This is a genomic window from Bacillus coreaensis, from assembly GCF_050586445.1.
GTDB classification, from domain to species: domain Bacteria; phylum Bacillota; class Bacilli; order Bacillales; family Cytobacillaceae; genus Robertmurraya_A; species Robertmurraya_A coreaensis.
On record NZ_JBOCCY010000002.1, the window covers coordinates 131,971 to 147,432 of the forward strand.

The 15,462-nt window shown below is 37.2% G+C and carries 19 protein-coding genes and 1 riboswitch; of the genes, 13 read left to right on the forward strand and 6 right to left on the reverse strand.

The annotated features are described in order from the left end of the window. Positions 1 to 18 precede the first annotated feature (18 nt). Entirely contained in the window at positions 19 to 666 is a 648-nt protein-coding gene (trhA, locus tag ACQ5H4_RS03830; protein ID WP_430773682.1) for a PAQR family membrane homeostasis protein TrhA, read from the reverse strand. Positions 667 to 801: 135 nt separating this feature from the next. Here trhA and ACQ5H4_RS03835 point away from each other — a divergent pair, with 135 nt between their 5' ends. From ACQ5H4_RS03835 to ytvI, 10 genes are all read left to right on the forward strand, one after another. Then, positions 802 to 1,371 (forward strand): DUF1836 domain-containing protein, encoded by a 570-nt coding sequence (locus ACQ5H4_RS03835; protein WP_430773683.1) that lies wholly within the window; start codon positions 802 to 804, stop codon positions 1,369 to 1,371. A 227-nt stretch (positions 1,372 to 1,598) separates the two neighbouring features. Beyond that, complete coding sequence (locus ACQ5H4_RS03840) at positions 1,599 to 2,864, forward strand: ammonium transporter (RefSeq protein ID WP_430773684.1); 1,266 nt, start codon at positions 1,599 to 1,601, stop codon at positions 2,862 to 2,864. A 60-nt stretch (positions 2,865 to 2,924) separates the two neighbouring features. Beyond that, positions 2,925 to 3,896 carry a DUF294 nucleotidyltransferase-like domain-containing protein gene (locus tag ACQ5H4_RS03845; protein ID WP_430773685.1) on the forward strand — a complete coding sequence of 324 codons (972 nt, stop codon included), beginning with the start codon at positions 2,925 to 2,927 and terminating at the stop codon, positions 3,894 to 3,896. Then, positions 3,886 to 4,614 carry an exonuclease domain-containing protein gene (locus ACQ5H4_RS03850; RefSeq protein ID WP_430773686.1) on the forward strand — a complete coding sequence of 243 codons (729 nt, stop codon included), beginning with the start codon at positions 3,886 to 3,888 and terminating at the stop codon, positions 4,612 to 4,614. The genes ACQ5H4_RS03845 and ACQ5H4_RS03850 overlap by 11 nt, the downstream gene beginning before the upstream one ends. Positions 4,615 to 4,687: 73 nt before the next feature. Next, positions 4,688 to 4,801, forward strand: a riboswitch (SAM riboswitch). Positions 4,802 to 4,868: 67 nt separating this feature from the next. Beyond that, positions 4,869 to 6,143: a homoserine dehydrogenase gene (locus ACQ5H4_RS03855; RefSeq protein WP_430773687.1), complete on the forward strand. Its 1,275-nt coding sequence runs from the start codon at positions 4,869 to 4,871 to the stop codon at positions 6,141 to 6,143. Between the two features lie 82 nt (positions 6,144 to 6,225). Beyond that, positions 6,226 to 6,366 carry a hypothetical protein gene (locus ACQ5H4_RS03860; protein WP_430773688.1) on the forward strand — a complete coding sequence of 47 codons (141 nt, stop codon included), beginning with the start codon at positions 6,226 to 6,228 and terminating at the stop codon, positions 6,364 to 6,366. 5 nt (positions 6,367 to 6,371) lie between these two features. Beyond that, positions 6,372 to 8,081: an electron transport protein gene (locus tag ACQ5H4_RS03865; protein ID WP_430773689.1), complete on the forward strand. Its 1,710-nt coding sequence runs from the start codon at positions 6,372 to 6,374 to the stop codon at positions 8,079 to 8,081. Between the two features lie 14 nt (positions 8,082 to 8,095). Continuing rightward, on the forward strand, positions 8,096 to 9,238 hold the full coding sequence (locus ACQ5H4_RS03870) for an alcohol dehydrogenase catalytic domain-containing protein (RefSeq protein WP_430773690.1): 1,143 nt from the start codon (positions 8,096 to 8,098) through the stop codon (positions 9,236 to 9,238). Between the two features lie 95 nt (positions 9,239 to 9,333). Further along, positions 9,334 to 10,062 carry a protein-glutamine gamma-glutamyltransferase gene (locus ACQ5H4_RS03875; protein WP_430773691.1) on the forward strand — a complete coding sequence of 243 codons (729 nt, stop codon included), beginning with the start codon at positions 9,334 to 9,336 and terminating at the stop codon, positions 10,060 to 10,062. Between the two features lie 140 nt (positions 10,063 to 10,202). Next, positions 10,203 to 11,234, forward strand: coding sequence for a sporulation integral membrane protein YtvI (gene ytvI, locus ACQ5H4_RS03880; protein WP_430773692.1), 1,032 nt, complete (start codon positions 10,203 to 10,205; stop codon positions 11,232 to 11,234). A 34-nt stretch (positions 11,235 to 11,268) separates the two neighbouring features. Here the strand turns inward: ytvI and ACQ5H4_RS03885 are convergent, their stop codons facing one another. Beyond that, positions 11,269 to 11,574 carry a hypothetical protein gene (locus ACQ5H4_RS03885; RefSeq protein ID WP_430773693.1) on the reverse strand — a complete coding sequence of 102 codons (306 nt, stop codon included), beginning with the start codon at positions 11,572 to 11,574 and terminating at the stop codon, positions 11,269 to 11,271. Between the two features lie 288 nt (positions 11,575 to 11,862). Here ACQ5H4_RS03885 and ACQ5H4_RS03890 point away from each other — a divergent pair, with 288 nt between their 5' ends. From ACQ5H4_RS03890 to ACQ5H4_RS03900, 3 genes are all read left to right on the forward strand, one after another. Further along, on the forward strand, positions 11,863 to 12,273 hold the full coding sequence (locus ACQ5H4_RS03890) for a hypothetical protein (protein WP_430773694.1): 411 nt from the start codon (positions 11,863 to 11,865) through the stop codon (positions 12,271 to 12,273). 300 nt (positions 12,274 to 12,573) lie between these two features. After that, positions 12,574 to 12,684, forward strand: coding sequence for a YjcZ family sporulation protein (locus ACQ5H4_RS03895; protein WP_084362151.1), 111 nt, complete (start codon positions 12,574 to 12,576; stop codon positions 12,682 to 12,684). Between the two features lie 32 nt (positions 12,685 to 12,716). Further along, positions 12,717 to 12,854, forward strand: coding sequence for a YjcZ family sporulation protein (locus ACQ5H4_RS03900; protein ID WP_251523951.1), 138 nt, complete (start codon positions 12,717 to 12,719; stop codon positions 12,852 to 12,854). A 39-nt stretch (positions 12,855 to 12,893) separates the two neighbouring features. On the opposite strand, the gene ACQ5H4_RS03905 is transcribed toward ACQ5H4_RS03900, so the two are convergent. From ACQ5H4_RS03905 to ACQ5H4_RS03920, 4 genes are read right to left on the reverse strand one after another with little or no spacing between them, the layout of a single operon-like run. Next, a complete protein-coding gene (locus tag ACQ5H4_RS03905; RefSeq protein WP_430773696.1) occupies positions 12,894 to 13,664 on the reverse strand; it encodes a TatD family hydrolase in 771 nt (256 codons plus the stop codon). Further along, positions 13,661 to 14,407, reverse strand: coding sequence for an ABC transporter ATP-binding protein (locus tag ACQ5H4_RS03910; RefSeq protein WP_430773697.1), 747 nt, complete (start codon positions 14,405 to 14,407; stop codon positions 13,661 to 13,663). Before ACQ5H4_RS03910 ends, ACQ5H4_RS03905 begins: the two co-directional genes overlap by 4 nt. Next, entirely contained in the window at positions 14,394 to 15,167 is a 774-nt protein-coding gene (locus ACQ5H4_RS03915; protein ID WP_430773699.1) for an ABC transporter permease, read from the reverse strand. Before ACQ5H4_RS03915 ends, ACQ5H4_RS03910 begins: the two co-directional genes overlap by 14 nt. Continuing rightward, positions 15,164 to 15,457, reverse strand: a complete 294-nt coding sequence (locus ACQ5H4_RS03920; protein WP_430773700.1) for a thiamine-binding protein — start codon at positions 15,455 to 15,457, stop codon at positions 15,164 to 15,166. The genes ACQ5H4_RS03915 and ACQ5H4_RS03920 overlap by 4 nt, the downstream gene beginning before the upstream one ends. Positions 15,458 to 15,462 lie beyond the last annotated feature (5 nt).

A 15,462-nucleotide genomic window follows, 5' to 3' on the forward strand; every position in this document is an offset into this window, starting at 1 on the left:
TATTGTATCGATTTATTTTTATAGAACATACATATACACGCATAGGAAGTGAGCAGTCGATCCGAGCATGATGAAAATATGAAAAATCTCGTGAAACCCCATAAAACGTGATTGAAGAAATTTAGGTTTCGCTCCGTAAATAATACCGCCAATTGTATAAAAAATTCCTCCTAAAACAAGTAGGAATAAACCAGAACTGCTCAAAATATCTGCAAGGGGAGAAGCGACAAAGATTACCATCCAACCCATTACAATATAAATAACTGTTGATAACCAACGAGGACATTTAAACCAAATCATTTTAAATAAAACGCCGCAAAGAGCAGCAAACACGATAATAGTAAACAGAAGCCAACCGGTAAATCCATTTAGACTAATTAAACAAAAAGGAGTATATGTCCCTGCAATGAGAATAAAAATCATTGAGTGATCAAGCCTTCGCAGAAAAGCAATGACCGAATCTTTTGCAACAACCATGTGATATGTGGCTGAGGCTGAATAAAGCAATATCATACTTATCCCAAAAATGATAACGGATGTAATTGCCAAAGCGGAGCTCGTTGTTAAGGAAGCTTTAATCACCAACGCTAAGAGGGCGATAAACGAAAGAATGGCTCCGGCTAAATGGGTAAGACCATTGATAGGTTCTCTAATATAAGAAAGCATGTGCTTCTCTCCTTTTTGTATGTAGTTTTTATAACTACTTACTATAGTATACGTATTACGACAACTAGTCAACATTTACTAATAATGAATTGTGAAGTAAAATTGAAATGTATATAAACGAAAAGGGAGAGTATTATGAAACATCTTGATGAGCTTATTGACGAGCTAGGATTGCATCAACAAATTACAATGGATGACATTCCAGCAATTGATTTATATATGGATCAAGTGATTCAATTATTTGATCAGAAATTTAATGATACGAAAAGAAATAAAGATGAGAAGTTATTAACGAAAACGATGATAAACAATTACGCAAAGGATAAATTGTTTATTCCAATAAAAAATAAGAAGTATTCAAAGGAACACCTTATACTCATTAGCCTCATATTCCAGCTTAAGGGTGGCTTGTCTATTAATGATATTAAGACTACATTAGTTGGTTTGAACGACGGTATTCAAGCGGGTAATCTGGATTTAGAGAAATTTTATTCATCCTATCTAAATTTGGCCATGAAGAATGTTACATCTTTTAACGAAGAGGTAAAATCACACTGGCAAGATGTGATTGAAGAGATGGAAGATACCACGGAAGATGCTAATCTTTATTTAAAAAATGTTCTCCTAATCGCCTCCCTAATAAATATTAGTAATCATTATCGCCGAGTAGCTGAAAAGCTAGTTGATGAAATAAGCACGAAATAACACCATTTTCCTTGTGGAAGATGGTGTTTTTTGTTGTCGAACGATATAGAAAGGGGTTACATTCAAGTTTTGTTAGATTATCTTACATGGAATTTTAAGAATGTTTGTAAATATTATTGACTCTTTATAGATATCGTTTAAAATAAACTTAATCGAACTAATGTTATATTTTATGACATTATAATGTTAAGTAAAGTTACACAACAATTTTAAGGGGGAAAAGAAAAATGGATGTAAACTACTTAATGAATAGTCTCTGGGTAATGGTATCGGCGGTGTTAGTTATCTTCATGATCGGTGGATTTATCATGCTAGAAGCTGGTTCCACTCGAATGAAGAACGCGGGTCATATTGCTGGTAAAACCATTTTTACATTCGGTTTATCTTCACTAGTATTCTGGGCAGTAGGTTTTGGATTTATTTTTGGTGACAATGCTAACTTCTTTGTAGGTTTATCTAACTTTTTCTACGGTGGGGCAGAATTAGATTTAGCGCTAAATTCTTCGGTATTCTTTTTATTCCAATTAGCATTCGCAGGAATTGCTATTACAATTGCTCTTGGTGGCTTTGCTGAACGTGCGAAATTATCCGTATATTTAATTTTTACATTATTGTTTTCTGCATTAGTTTATCCGGTAGTTGCTCATTGGATCTGGGGCGGTGGCTGGTTAGCAGAACATGGAAAGCAAGACTTTGCTGGCTCAACAGTTGTTCACTTAACGGGAGCTATGGCGGCATTAGCAGCTACTATTCTATTAAAACCACGTATTGGGAAATATAATAAAGATGGCTCTGCAAACAATATTTATGGACATAACCAAGTATTTACAGCATTAGGTGTTCTTATTCTTTGGGTAGGTTGGTTTGGATTCAATGCTGGTAGTACTGTTTCAGTTGACGCTGGATTCTTTGGATTTGTAGCACTTAATACGAACTTAGCTGCAGGTGCTGGTGCGGTGGCAGCACTAATTATTTCCTGGGTTGTATTAGGAAAGTCAGATATTCCAACAATTTTAAATGGTGCACTAGCAGGTCTGGTTGCTATTACAGCATCATGCGCATTCGTTGATACTTGGGCAGCGGTTGTTATCGGATTTGTTGCTGGAATTCTAGTATTCTATAGTGCGAGATTCTTTGAAAAACGTAAAATTGATGATCCGATTTTTGCACTATCTGTTCACGGTGCTGCAGGAGTATGGGGAACGCTTTCTACAGGGTTCTTTGCAACACCAGAATTAGCAACAGTTGGTAAGCCAGGGTTATTCTATGGTGGTGGATTAGAACAACTTGGAGTTCAAGCAATGGGTGTTGGGGTGTCTGGACTATACGCGTTTGTAGTATCGTTCGCTATCCTTGCGATTGTAAAGAAAGTAATCGGTGGCCTTCGTGTTACTGAAGAGGAAGAAATTATGGGTCTAGATGTAAGTGAACATGGTAGCTACGGTTATCCAGAAGTATTTTTAACTAGTGAAAACCAAAAAGTTTCTTCATAATTAATAAGGAGAGCCTCATTTTATGGGGCTTTCCTTATCTACTTAAAGGGCGTGTAAGATTTGAGTTCATATGAATCAATAAAATTATGGAAAGAAACTCATGTTGCAGGGTATTTATCAAATTCAGAATCTCTAAATAAGTTTCACGACGAGATTATGATAAAGGTATTTGAGACTGCGAGTGCCCGAATGACTGCTGAACCTCCGTGCGCCTTTGTATGGTTTATTACAGGTAGCGGGGGACGATTTGAACAAGGATTAATAAGTGACCAAGATCATGGGATTATTTTCCAAGAAGATAGTCGAGAGGCAGGTTATTATTTTAGTGAATTAGGAAAGGAATTATCAATTGGATTACAAATAGTTGGTTACCCCTTCTGTGATGGCAAGGTAATGAGTTCAAATCCACTATGGTGTCAAACAGCTTCGAGTTGGAATAAACAGGTGGTAAGTTGGATGGAGGAGAGCAGTTGGGTTTCGATTCGCAATCTGCAGATTTTCTATGATGCTAGAAAACTTGTAGGTGACCCTGATCTCCTTTATCATCTAAAAAACGTGATTCACGAATATAGTCACTCCCACCCTCAATTTTTAAGCCGATTATTAGAAAATGTTAAACATGTCAAAAAGACGATTGGTCCCCTAGGACAAATCATTGTTGAGGAGAAGGGAATTCATGCTGGATCTATTGATTTGAAGTATTCTGCTTTTATACCATATGTGAATGCAATTCGGCTATTGGCATGGAAAGAAGGGATAATTGAGACTAGTACGATAGGCAGATTAAAAGAGCTAAACAAATTAGAAAAGTATGAGGATTTATCTCATTACTTGGAGAATTTTTCGCAACTTCTCCAGTTTCGATTAGACTACCTTTCATTAACGTCTTCTTATGATGATTCTCACTACTTGTATGTAAAAAAACTTACGAAAGATAATCAAAAACTAATTAAAAAGATACTAAAGGATGGAAAGAAGCTGCAGCAATACGTACAAAGAATGATTGAAAAGGGTGGAAACCATGGCGTTTGAACCGTTTATTCATTTTGTGAGGGGAATCCAGGGGAAACTTGGGACAAATGTATATAGTGGCTTACAGGGACAAAACGGTCAGCATGTTGCCTTTTTGCGTCAAATTCAAAAAGAACTGAATTCAGAGAATGCTTTGCTGGTTCCATTGTCTGAATTAGAGGTGACGGTTTTTGACCTTGAAACAACGGGTTTCTTTCCTGAAAAAGGCGATGAAATTTTGTCTATTGGTGCTATAAAGACAAAAGGTGCGTATGTGAAGGAAGCCGAGTCCTTTTATTCTTTAGTTCAATATGATAAAGAACTTCCACACCAGGTGAAGGAATTAACAGGAATTTCTGAAGAGGATCTAAAGAGTGCACCACCGTTATCAAATGTTCTACTGGATTTTTATCACTTTGCTAGAGGAACGCCACTTGTTGCACACCATTCAAATCATGAAAAAAACTTCTTGCAAGCAGCGAACTGGAAACAATTCAAAGCCCCTCAAAAACATCGCATCATTGATACATCATTTCTATCAAGAGTTGCCGATCCAGAATTAACTCAAAACAAGCTTGAGGATATTTGCGAGAGATATGGGATAGAAGTATTGGACAGACATCACGCATTAGGAGACGCTAAATTGACGGCTGTTCTTTGGTGTATTTTTATTGATAAAGTTCAGCAAAAGGGATATGAGACTCTTCAAGATATATATAATCTTATGGCAAAATGGTAAGATTCTATAAATCTTCTTTACTTTTAAAAAAAGTTTGTGCTATTATTATCCATAAATGAATTCAATATTGGATTTCTTATCCAGAGTGGTGGAGGGGCTGGCCCGATGATACCCGGCAACCGATTTTCTATTTATAGAAAACACGGTGCCAATTCCTGCAAAGCAATCGTGCTTTGACAGATAAGAAGAGATGATAACAAAAAACCCTCTTCTTTAGAAGAGGGTTTTTTATTTTATCAGAGGAGGAAAATATGATGGAAACGGTGAAAGTGGTTCTTTTAGGATTTGGTACGGTAGGTTCAGGTGTCTATGATTCCATCCTTCATACTCATCAGGAGAAGCTAGAACATGTAATTGGTAAAAAGGTTGAAATTGTTGGTATATTAGTGAAGTCAGAAAAGGAACGCCAACTTCCGCAAAATATTATTGTCACTACAAAGATTGACGAAATCTTAGCTCTGCCGAAAATAGACTATGTGTTCGAAGCGATTGTTGGTATTGAACCAGCCTATTCCTATACAAAGTTATTTTTAGATCGGGGCTGTCATGTTATAAGTGCAAATAAGGAATTGCTTGCAAATCGTGGTGAGGAGCTTACGGAATATGCTTTAAATAAAGGTAAGTTCTTAACGTTTGAGGCAGCCGTTGCGGGGGGAATTCCTTTACTTAGAACGATTATTCAACTCCTCCAAGTGAATGGGATTTTAGTTCTAGAAGGTATCTTGAATGGAACAAGCAATTACATCTTATCGAAAATGAGAAATGAAAAATTAAGCTTTGGAAAATGCCTTCAAGAGGCACAACAACTCGGTTACGCAGAGGCTAACCCAGAAAGTGATATTTCTGGTAGAGATGCATTCTATAAGCAAATGATTTTAAGTAGTTTAATCTACCATGAGCAGCCCGACTGGGAAAAGGTTGAAAGAATTGGGATTGAAGAAGTCACATTAGAAGATCTTGCCTTAGGTGAGGGATATGGATTAAGGTTAAAGCTTTTGGCCACTTTGAAAAAAGAGGATAAGGGAATCAAGGCAACCGTAAAGCCAACGTTTGTAAGTACCGAACATCCTCTTTACAATGTGGAGGGGGTAGACAATGGCATAGTTATTAAGACCGATTTGGTTGGGACTCTTATGCTCCAAGGACCAGGAGCTGGTTCAAAGGCTACTGCAAGTGCTATGATTGAAGATTTAGTACAGATTGAACAACAAAAACAACCCTTGCAAAAAGTTGATCGATATAGCTATCAAACTCAAAATGAAAATGAGAATAATCCAAGGATTCAATTAGCTGTATTTCCACTGCAAAACAAGGAAGAATGGCTGAGTTTAAAAGCGGTTATAAATGAAAACTCTAAGCATGTAAATATACTTCAAGAAGTTGTTAAAGAGCTTGGTGGTAGTATTTACGGAAGTTTCTTATACGAAGGTGAGCTAGAGGATATCAAGCTACCTGTCTTATATAAACGTTACCCTGTATCACCTATCGGTCTAAAAAGAGATCAATTGATTGTGGTTAATAGTTTTTAGGGAAGACGCATAATCATTGCGTCTTTTTTTTGTATCGTAAAGCTCCATAGGGCAAATAATATGTTTGCTATGGAGGTGCAGAATGAGAAAATTTTTATTTTTGTTTGGAGTAATTATGCTTATCTTCGGTGTTGCCATCTATACATTAACAAATGTTTCCATTGATTTTGCCTTTGTGCCAGAAGCAGAAGATGTAAGGGAGCCAGAAAAAAATCGAAAATAGCTTCTATGTCAAGCCAAGTGGAGATGGGGACACCAGAACAGATAGTATTAGGGCGAAAATTATTTTACGAAGAGACCTTTGGAAATGAAGTGTTTTTTTCAGATGTTTTAGGTATGTTTAACGGGGCTTTAACACTGGGGGACATAGGAAAGGCAATCTTAAAATTAAATGGGGAAGGAACGAATAACCTGAGGGTTGAAGCGTATAAAGATTTTTCAGCTGGTGATTTCAGCATAAAAAAAGGTGACTTCATTGATACAGGTCTGGATGTGGCTAAGGGGGCCAAGACCCCAGTTGGATTTAAGGTCGTATTTGATGAAGGAAGATTAAAAGCAGGTGTTAGCTGTGCTGCTTGTCATGCTACAGTTGATGAGAAGGGGAAAATTATGGAGGGAGTCCCGAATACGGATTTGCAAATCGGTCTTGCTCTTGCAATGGGTACCAACACATCCTCCTATTTTACTCATACAGAATTAGATGATATTAAAAAGTATATTAGTCAAAGTTCTGTACAAATAGAAACATCGAATGGAACAAAAGATGCCTTACCTGATATAGATAAGTTTGAAAAATTCGTGGATGCAGAGATTATTAAATGGCCTGCAGGGAGTAATGACACAACCATTGATTTACATAATAATCCTGTTCAAGTTCCTGATGCGATGACGAATGGTGATCGCCCATTTGGGTGGAGCGGACAAGGTCAAATCGGTCCTTTTAATGGGATTTCCGCAGCTATTAATAATGCCCATTCACAGAATATGGATGCGGTCTCAGCCTCTGAGATAAGTAAGTATACGATGAAAATAGATAAGGAAGTATACCTGGGAACCGTTTTGCAAAATGCTGCGAATCCAAAGTATCGTTACGATGGAAAGTCTTCGCAAAAGCCATCTGAATTTTTTGCGAAAGTAGACCCCACACCAGGAGTACCAGGAGTGAACAGATTGACTAAATCTCCCACCTATCCAAAAACCTCCTATATGACATCTGTAGGGGTCCTATCGAGCTCGGCTGGGTATAAGGTATATGAACAATTAAATGCAATGAGTGCATACATGAATTCTCTTTCTCCGGTACCAAGTGGAATAAAAAAGGATAAAGAAAAATCAGAGAAGGGTGAAAGAGTATTTACAAAAGCAGGATGTATTTCTTGCCATGCAGGGACTTTTGTAACGAGCAATAAATTGATTTCTGTGGAGGAACTAAAAACAAATGCCTCACGTGCAAAGGGTTTTTCGGCATTAAAGGACTATCACGATGTACCAAAAGTATATGAAGATGGAACGCCTGTCCCCCTGCCTGAAAATCCGAAAGTAAATGTGATAAGAACAACACCTGAACAAGAGGAGTTGCTTCAACTAGCATGGGGCTTTTCAAATACAAAGGGAGCTTACAAAACGATAAGCCTTTATAACCTTTCTAGAAGTGCTCCTTACTTACATGATGGTGGAGCTGCTGTTGGTTCAAATGGAGAGGTTGGAGTAACAGAAACCATTTTACAAGGGAAGCTTCTTGATCCGTACCATAGTCTAAAAGCGATGGTTGACTCAAGGTTAAGAGAAAGAGTGATTGAAAGCAATGCAAAGAACAAGAGTTTATTCACAGCGAATGTCACTGGTAAAGGACACTCCTTTTGGGTAGATCAAACAACAGGGTTTTCTGAATCAGAGCAGGATGCACTTATTCACTACTTGCTGACTCTCACTGATTAGAAGGGGTGAATAAGTTGAAGGCTGTAACTTATCAAGGCTTATTACATGTCGAAGTGAAAAATGTACCTGATCCAGTCATTCAGCTTCCAGATGACATCATTGTGCGAGTTACTGCATCTTCGATTTGTGGTTCAGATTTGCATCTATACCATGGAATGATCCCAAGTCTTGAAAAGGATTATGTTATTGGACATGAAGCAGTTGGAATCGTTGAAGAAATCGGAAAAGAAGTAACTGGAATAAAAAAGGGTGATAAGGTGGTTATCCCTTTTAATATTGCTTGTGGACATTGTTTTTACTGTGAAAATGGTCTAGAAAGCCAGTGTGATCTTGCGAATAAAGAGGAAAAGCCAGAAGCGGGTGCCATGTTTGGTTGTTCACGTCTGTACGGAGATTATTCTGGAAGCCAAGCAGAATGGTTGAGAGTTCCATTCGCAAATTTCACTCGGTTCAGAGTACCTGATGACAATGAGCTACAAGTTGATGCTTTAGTTCTCTTAGCTGATGCACTCCCAACTGCCTACTGGGGAGTAGTGAATGCAGATGTAAAGCCAGGTGATACGGTTATAGTAATCGGATGCGGTCCGATTGGATTGTTAACACAGAAGATTGCTTGGCTAAAGGGAGCGAACCGAGTTATTGCCGTTGATCGAATTCCGTATCGATTGGAACATGCAAAAAGAACCAATGGGGTAGAGGTATTCAATCTTGAGGAGATATATGAGCTATCGGACCTTTTGTTAGAGATAACCAAAGGGGGAGCAGATATTGTTATTGATTGTGTTGGAGCAAGTGGTAAAATGACACCGGTTGAACTTTTCGAAACGGTACTTTTTCTGCAAGGGGGCGGCCTTACAGCAATTAAGATGGCGAGCCAAGTTGTTAGAAAAGGAGGAGTTGTACAACTTGTTGGGGTGTATGGTCTTAGGTATAATGGATTTCCTTTGGGTGATTTTTTTGCCAGAAATATTACACTAAAAATGGGCTTTGCCCCGGCAATACGAAATACGCCATTCCTTTACGAGTTAGTGAGTAAAGAGAAAATAAAGGTTAATGATATTATCACCCATCACATACCTTTAGCTGATGGTGAAAAAGCGTATAAGTTATTTAATAAAAAGAAAGAAAATTGCTTGAAAATTATATTAAAACCGTAAGGAAAGGGGGCGAATGCCCCCTTTTTACGTTATAAGGGGCCTCTTTTCCCATCGAAGCATAGCATGTAGTAATGGAGAAAGGAGATCAAGGATTTATGATTATCGTTGCGGGAATGAATGTAGAGACACCCCCTTATCAATTATCCAGCAAACAAGCAGAAATTTTCCACTTCTTACTGAATAGTAGTGAAGTGCATAGATATGTTCATAGTAGAGAACTTTTATTTGAATTGATGTTACGAGAAAATATGATAAATAGTGCCAATGCATTGAACGAAAGTGAAGTAGAATTTTCCGTATTTCAAACGTCAAAATTCCACTCTGAATATTGGTCAAAAACATCAAGAGGTTATATGCTTAAGCCAAATGTGCTACCATCTGATGCAATAAAAGATATTTTTCATAATGGGGCAGAGTACGGGTTTGAATGCTCGACAGCCATCGTTGTAATATTTTATTATGCTGTTCTTCAATCCATTGACGAAAGAGCTTTTAATCGTCTTTTTAATCACCTACTCGTATGGGATTGGAGTTATGATGAGGATCTAGGCATTATCACAAAAGTGGGCTCAGATTTTATTCCGGGGGATGTGATGTATTTTTACAATCCAGATTATCATAATCCGGTTTGGATTGGAGAAAATGTTGTATTTCTAGGTGAAGATAAATACTTTGGTCATGGGATTGGAATTGGTACCGCGGAAGAAATGATTAAAGCCCTTAATACTTTGAGAAAAACAGATGCCACGAGATCTGCTCACTTAATTCACCAACACAGTCGTTTAAATTTTAAGTATTTATCACAGTTTTCTAAGCAAATATAATGAGTTGGTAAAGGACAATTGATCCATTTATTAGATGGGGTCATTGTCCATTCCATTTATATTTATTTCATGTTAACTCTTTTTTCCATATGAAAATGGCTGTATACTAATACTATGGAAGGAAAGTAGGAGAGAAATACATGCTAAAAAAGCTTCTTATCATTATCATCTTGTGCAGTGTAGGATTTTTCTTACTGCCGTATAGTTTGCCATTAGTTTTTGCTTTAGTTACAGCTATATTTTTAGAAGGATTAGTTGAGTTTTATAAAAATAAACTTAAGATTGCACGAGTGCATGCGGTATTAGCATCATTCTTAACGTACATATTAGGTTTAGTAATCATTGGCTACCACTTTTTTACTTTAGTCATTCAACAAACTCTTCGTTTGTCAGAGAGCACTCCGACTTTTGTAAAGGATTTTTATCGGAGTACCATTTTACCAATAATGGGTAGTTTAGAAAGATATTTACAAACACTTCCAGAAGAAGTGTTAAAATCGATGGAAAACACGATAGAGTCAAGTATCGCTTCCTTAGATGCCTTCTTACAAACTATGTTTGAAACCATCATATCTTTATTAACAGCCATACCTGGTTTTTTAATTGAATTTTTAGTATACTTGGTTGCTTTATTCCTGTTTTCATTAGAGCTACCTAGATTAAAAGAGAATATAAAAAGACATCTAACAGAGGGAAGTTTAAAGAAAGCATCCCTTGTCATCAATCAGCTTACATGGGCAGGGGTTGGCTTTATAAAGGCTCAGCTATTTTTAAGTGTAATTACCTTTGTGATGGCATTCACAGGATTATGGATTTTAGGTGTTTCAAATAAAACTCTTTTATCATTATTAATAGTCATTGTAGATATATTACCTATTTTGGGTACAGGCTCTGTTCTAGTCCCTTGGGGAATTGTGGCAATATTACAGGAAAATCAATTGCTAGGAGTAGGATTAATTATTTTATTCGGGTTAATCACAGTAATAAGAAGGATCATTGAGCCGAAGGTATATTCGAGCAGTCTAGGGATTTCACCACTAGCATCTTTAGTAAGTCTGTATATAGGATTTAAGCTTATTGGTTTTCTTGGTTTATTTTTAGGCCCGGCTATCGTTATTGTTTACGATACATTAAAAAAAGCAAATGTTATTAAAGTAAACTATAAAATATAAAAACGAAAAGCCATCGATGGATGGCTTTTCGTTTTTAATCCCAATCTTCATATTTGACAATTCCACCGGTTAAATCAAGCTCTGATCGATCTCCTTTGTAGTACAGTTTTCCGTTCTCAGATACAATCAAGTTTTCATACGTATATACTTTTTTCCCACTCGGTAAGATGATGATGATTTTTTCCCCTGGTTCGTCTATCTTAGGTTGATCAGTGACGTTAGTATTATTAACGTAAAGCTTTGCTACTAAAAGGAAAAGTACGATGAGACAAACTAGTAAGAAAACAATTTTCAAACTGACCCAAGGTTTATATGTCATGTATCGTTTCAATCGACTCACTTTTGTTCTCCGCCTTTACTTCTATCTACCTTTAAATCTATGCAGGAATAAGATGGAAGTTTCCTTTTTTAATAAAATCTATTAAACTACTTTAGAATGGTTTTTTTTAAAACTAGAAGGTAAATGTACAACAATATTGGTAATGTATGATAGAAACATACAACAAACGTCCTGATCTTGAATAAGAAAAACAAAACGACAAGTACTTGCTAGGTCAATTGTCCAATTTTTAAAATCGACAAATTGTGATATGTTATGCATACATACGAAAATGAGGAAATAAAGGAAATGGAAAAGATGAAAAAAAATATGGCGTTAATTTTTAAAACGATTGATGGTGTCTCTCTTTGGAAAATTAATAGAATGCTAAAGAAGCTTTCTAGATCAAAATTAATGATTTTGGAGCAAATAAAAGATGAAAAAATTGTTATTCATCTTCCTTCCAAGAAGGAAAAAGAAGTAACGAGTCTCGAAATGAAAAGGCAATTACTTAAAGAAGTAATTGAATTGGATGGTTTTGAATCCTTCAATGTAAGTGTATTAGAAAATTGTCGACCAATTTATAAAGAACAAATTACTCAATTTGGTCTTTATCGTTGGATTGAACTTCCCTTGCCAAATCAGATTCAATACGAATATAATTTTGCTGAAATGAAAGAATCTATTATTAATAATTATGAAATGAGACCGATCATGTAGAAACAAGAGCCTCCCCAATTAGGGAGGCTCTTGTTTTGGGTAAAGCCTGAACTAGTTTGAAATCCCTGTCGCCCCTGTACAAGCCGCCTCCGCTTTTTACAATCCAGCTCCAGCGGCTAGGGGCTCGGGTCATAAGCCGCCCTCCTCCAGAAATCAGGATTTCCTGCGGAGTGCGTCTTATGCCTTTCGCCCCTGTACAAGCCGCCTCCGCTTTTTACCTAAAAAAGGGCGTTTGACTATTCGCACATTTTGGGTTTCTTACATAGGATATATTGACTTACAACTAAGGAGGTAATTTAAATGTCAGAACAATTTGGTGGATACGGCGGAGGTTTCGCTCTGTTAGTAGTTTTATTTATCCTTTTAATTATCATCGGTGCTTCTTGGGGCTTCGGCGGATACGGTTACTAATTTAATTGGAAAATAGTAAAGGAGGAATAGATATGTACGGATACGGCTATCCTTACAGCGGTTGCGGTTATCCAGCAGTTGGTGGAGTTGGGTACGGTGGTGGCTTCGCGCTAATCGTTGTACTTTTCATACTATTAATCATCGTTGGTGCTGCTTGCTTTAAGTGGTAACAAAAAAGAATGAAGGTGGGGTTCCTCACCTTCATTCCTTTATAAACGAAAGAAGTGTTTTGTATTTACATACAGTGTTTCATATGTCTTTTCCAGTGAGATAGCTTTCAATTCAGAAAGTTGTCTTATTGTTTGATGAATCATGTTAGGATGTGTCATTCTGCCGCTAAACGGTCCTTCAAAGGGCCAAGGACCGTCTGTTTCTACCATGATCTGTGAAAGGGGAAAGCGCTTTGCGATATGTTGAATTTCTTCTTCGTAAAAAAGGTCAGGAGTAAGCGAGATGAAGTATCCGTTCTGAATGATTCGATCCATATCTTTATCAGCTCCTTTAAACCAGTGGAAATGAGCATTTTCGATACTATGCCTTTCTAACATAGCGCAAACGGTTGGCACGTCATCATAAACTGCATGAAGCGAGATAGGCAAGTTTTTCTTGTTAGCCAGCTTTACCCACTCTTCGAGTAATTCTAGATATGGTTCCAGAGAGGAATTAAAGGAAGTAGAAGTCCGTAAGTAAAAGGGGAGGCCAACCTCTCCAACCGCTATCATCTCATCAAAATGTGAGTACACCCATTGAAAAAGGTCTGCCATTTCTTCATCTGAACCTATAGCTTGCTCAGGATGGTATCCAAACGCTGATTTGACTTGAGGGTATATCCTTGAAAAATACGAGTTTCTTTTGCAGGATTCTAAGTCATAGGAAACGCTTATGAGCATTTCAACTTCGTCAAGTGTCTCCATCATCATCTGAACCTCTGCATCTACATACTTATCTAGATGCAAGTGGCAGTCTATTATTTTTCTCATATCTGATCAACCTTTTCTTTTAAAAAATCATGAATCATTTTTTTGTAATGAAGAAATTCTCCGTAGAACATTATTTCCTCGTTTCTTGGTCGCGAGAAGGGAACAACAACCTCTTGTTTGATTTTTGCAGGTTTATCGGATAATACGAGTATTCGGTCGGAAAGAAAGAGTGCCTCCTCTATATTATGGGTAACAAAAATAATTGTTTTTTTGAACTGTTCCCAAATCGAAAGCAGCCATAACTGCATTTCCTGACGAGTTAATTCGTCTAAAGCTGAAAATGGCTCATCTAAACAGATGATGGGCTGGGGACTAAGTAGTGCCCGTAAAAATGCAACCCGTTGCTTCATACCTCCTGAAAGTTCGTGAGGAAAAGCATTTCTATATTCTATTAGCCCCGCTTTTCGCAGCATATCTTCTGCCAATTCGTAATCCTTTTTAGCTTGCAGCTCTTGGCCAAGTACGACATTTTGAATGATTGTGCGCCATGGTAGTAAGGAAGGGGTTTGGGGCATATAACTAATATGTCCTCTGTTACCTGTAATGTCATTTCCTTCGAGTATAATGGACCCTGATTGTGGAGTCTGCAGACCACCGATTAATTGGAAAATTGTACTTTTCCCACTGCCAGAGGGACCAAGAATCGTTACGAACTCCCCGTGCTTAATAAAGAGGGTGAGATCATCTAAGATTTTTTTATTTCGATAAGAAAAAGACACATTTTGTAATTCAAGAAGCTCCACGATTTTTCCCCTCAGCTTTCCAACGAATAATAAATCTCTCCAACCAATTGATCATCATAAAAAATAACAAACTTAATACCATAATGAGAAATATCGCAACAAACACTCGATCGGTTCGAAACGATGAGGATGATAGTGTCATATAGACTCCAATACCCTTTTCAGATCCTAACCATTCAGATATAACGGCTCCCATGACACTGTAAGTTGCTGAAATTTTCAGCCCTGAAAAGATCGAAGGGAGGGCAAATGGAAATTCAAGTTTCCAAAATAATTGTCGTTTTGTTGCTCCTGCCATTTGCATATAATGGAAGAGATCTGCAGCAACTTGGCGAAATCCATCCATGGCTGAAATGGTAATTGGAAAGAAACAAACCAGAGTGATAACAATTAATTTGGGTAATAAACCGAAGCCAAACCATATCACAAGAAGTGGAGCAAGTACGATAATGGGTATATTTTGCGATAAAATAAGAAGCGGATATAAAGATTCTTTTAAAAAAGGGATATTATGTAAAATAAAAGCAGTTAACAGACCTACGGTAACTCCAGAAACAAAGCCAAGAAAAATAAGCTGAATGGTGGATGTAAGATGTACAGAGACAGTGCCCCAACCATTTATGAGTTCGTTAAAAATTTGTGAAGGAGTTGGGAGAAGCCAATTTGGAATCTCAGTAATTCTTGCTGTGAATTCCCAGCCAATGAATAAAAGGAGGAGAACAAAAATTGGTCTCCATCCTTTTTGTAATTTTTGTATCATGAACGATATTTCTCCGTAAGTGTATCCATTTTAATTCCACCTGGTTGATATAGAATCTTCACCTGTGAAATAACATTGCTACTTCCCATTTCAATCATCTTCTCATTCATTTTCGTAATGACAGCAAAAAGTTCCTGAAGATCACCCTCCATAGTTGTTTCTAAAGGATGAACCTCATACTTTACTCCTGACGCGTCAATAATGGCTATTGCTTCATCTACGTAAGGAATCACATTTTCACCGTTTTTTGTCTTAGGGATAATTTGTATACTAACAAGTGCGTTTGTCATATGAT

Excerpts from the sequence above, each read along its gene's own strand:
- ACQ5H4_RS03865 (WP_430773689.1), top strand. The coding sequence starts at position 6,372 with ATGTCAAGCCAAGTGGAGATGGGGACACCAGAACAGATAGTATTAGGG.
- ACQ5H4_RS03840 (WP_430773684.1), top strand. The coding sequence starts at position 1,599 with ATGGATGTAAACTACTTAATGAATAGTCTCTGGGTAATGGTATCGGCG.
- ACQ5H4_RS03905 (WP_430773696.1), bottom strand. The coding sequence starts at position 13,664 with ATGAGAAAAATAATAGACTGCCACTTGCATCTAGATAAGTATGTAGAT.
- ACQ5H4_RS03915 (WP_430773699.1), bottom strand. The coding sequence starts at position 15,167 with ATGATACAAAAATTACAAAAAGGATGGAGACCAATTTTTGTTCTCCTC.
- ACQ5H4_RS03920 (WP_430773700.1), bottom strand. The coding sequence starts at position 15,457 with ATGACAAACGCACTTGTTAGTATACAAATTATCCCTAAGACAAAAAAC.
- ytvI (WP_430773692.1), top strand. The coding sequence starts at position 10,203 with ATGCTAAAAAAGCTTCTTATCATTATCATCTTGTGCAGTGTAGGATTT.
- ACQ5H4_RS03895 (WP_084362151.1), top strand. The coding sequence starts at position 12,574 with ATGTCAGAACAATTTGGTGGATACGGCGGAGGTTTCGCTCTGTTAGTA.
- ACQ5H4_RS03890 (WP_430773694.1), top strand. The coding sequence starts at position 11,863 with ATGGAAAAGATGAAAAAAAATATGGCGTTAATTTTTAAAACGATTGAT.
- ACQ5H4_RS03835 (WP_430773683.1), top strand. The coding sequence starts at position 802 with ATGAAACATCTTGATGAGCTTATTGACGAGCTAGGATTGCATCAACAA.
- ACQ5H4_RS03860 (WP_430773688.1), top strand. The coding sequence starts at position 6,226 with ATGAGAAAATTTTTATTTTTGTTTGGAGTAATTATGCTTATCTTCGGT.
- ACQ5H4_RS03900 (WP_251523951.1), top strand. The coding sequence starts at position 12,717 with ATGTACGGATACGGCTATCCTTACAGCGGTTGCGGTTATCCAGCAGTT.
- ACQ5H4_RS03850 (WP_430773686.1), top strand. The coding sequence starts at position 3,886 with ATGGCGTTTGAACCGTTTATTCATTTTGTGAGGGGAATCCAGGGGAAA.
- ACQ5H4_RS03855 (WP_430773687.1), top strand. The coding sequence starts at position 4,869 with ATGGAAACGGTGAAAGTGGTTCTTTTAGGATTTGGTACGGTAGGTTCA.
- ACQ5H4_RS03875 (WP_430773691.1), top strand. The coding sequence starts at position 9,334 with ATGATTATCGTTGCGGGAATGAATGTAGAGACACCCCCTTATCAATTA.
- trhA (WP_430773682.1), bottom strand. The coding sequence starts at position 666 with ATGCTTTCTTATATTAGAGAACCTATCAATGGTCTTACCCATTTAGCC.